The 1386-nt window shown below is 66.1% G+C and carries 1 protein-coding gene and 2 pseudogenes; 1 reads left to right on the forward strand and 2 read right to left on the reverse strand.

The window, feature by feature from the left end; genetic code table 11:
• A pseudogene (locus PFH44_RS27610) lies at positions 1-90 on the forward strand (hypothetical protein); the annotation flags it as partial.
• Here PFH44_RS27610 and PFH44_RS27615 read toward each other — a convergent pair.
• Positions 88-783 (reverse strand): annotated as a pseudogene (locus PFH44_RS27615) (CMD domain-containing protein); the annotation flags it as partial. The pseudogenes PFH44_RS27610 and PFH44_RS27615 overlap by 3 nt on opposite strands.
• 9 nt (positions 784-792) lie before the next feature.
• On the reverse strand, positions 793-1386 hold a 594-nt coding region (locus PFH44_RS27620), incomplete at its 5' end, for an LLM class oxidoreductase (protein WP_463671592.1).

The raw sequence follows: 1386 nt of genomic DNA on the forward strand, positions 1-1386 counted from the left end.
GTCATGAAGCACGTCGGCTTCAGCTTCAATAACCTGTTCAGCGAAGCGATGGCGGTCCATCCCAAAGGGGCGGCGATCATGAGCCCAGGTCAGCGTGCGCTGCTCCAGCAGCGGCTGGTTGCGGGCCAGCAGGCGAAAATAGGGCGAGTCGCTGTGGCCATATTTCGCCAGGATGTTGCGTTCCTCCTCGCTGAATTCCTCCAGCGGTTTGGCGGCGATCCACGGCTCCCAGCTCAGCTCGTCGCGGGTGAAGTGCACCGGCGCACGCCTGCCGCTGACCGTCTGCGGCGCGGTATGCCAGAAGCCGGCAACCACCGGCGTCTCCGCGCTGGCCGTCGGCTTACCGTTCAGCAGCCGCAGACCGGCGATCAGCCGGCTCTGGAAGCTCACAAAGGCGATGAGCTGGGCGAGGGTGACCACCGCCCGCAGGCTCCAGCCGGCGTGGGTTAACGCCTGCAGCGCCGACGGCGTGGCCTCGATTGGGGTAAAGGTTAGCAGGCGGGCAAATCCCAGCGCCGGGATCAGCCGCGGCGACGTCGGGTCGGCAAGGCCGAATCCGGCGTAGTGGGCGGCGAGGGCGTCGGCCTGGTGCAGCTTGGCCACCTTTGCGGCCACCGCGAAGCGCTCGCTCAGCGGAAAATCCTCCTCCTCCTGACCGAACAGCGTTTCATAGCTGCCCTGGGCATGGCGGGTTGCCGCTTCGCGCACCGCGCGGGCCTCGGCCAATGCGGAATTCGGGGCAATATCGGCCAGCTCAGCCAAAATATCCTGACTCAGTGTCATGGTGACTCCTTACTGTAGTTGCGGGGCAATATGCTGAGCGATCAGCTCAATGGAGCGCAGCGTGTCGCGATGCGAAGGTTCAACGGAGTGGACCTGGAACGAAATATCGGTCACCCGCGCCAGCACGCTATCCTGCGCCAGCGAAGCCTGCACCTGTTCGACATCGCCGACGTGCGCATCCAGCTGAGAGAGATAATCTGTGACGGTGTCACCAACAAGCTGATGTCCGGCAGCGCGGTGCGCCGCCGCCTGACGACGCAGGCCCGGCTCCGCCACCTGCAGGGCGTACTGCCGACTGTCGGCAACAAACGCGGTGCGTGAGGCGAGGATCCTCGGTGCGACCCCCGCCGGGAGCGCGCTGAGGTAGGCGTCGATAATCGGATTCTGGATGGCGTCCAGCGGCAGCTGCGGCTGACCGACGGGGCGCGGCTGGGTGCGGGAGAGCATCAGTCCGTGCCCGGCCTGTCCCGCGCGGATAGCCCCTTGGGCGGAGAACGTGGCAATCCATATGCGCTCCGCGAGCTGCGGCGCCGGCGGGTAGAGATGGTTGTCCGGATGGGCCAGCGAATCGCCGCGCCAGGCGCTTTGGATCAGATGCAGGTG

The organism is Klebsiella sp. Ech2A (assembly GCF_030078455.1).
GTDB classification, from domain to species: Bacteria; Pseudomonadota; Gammaproteobacteria; order Enterobacterales; family Enterobacteriaceae; genus Klebsiella; species Klebsiella terrigena.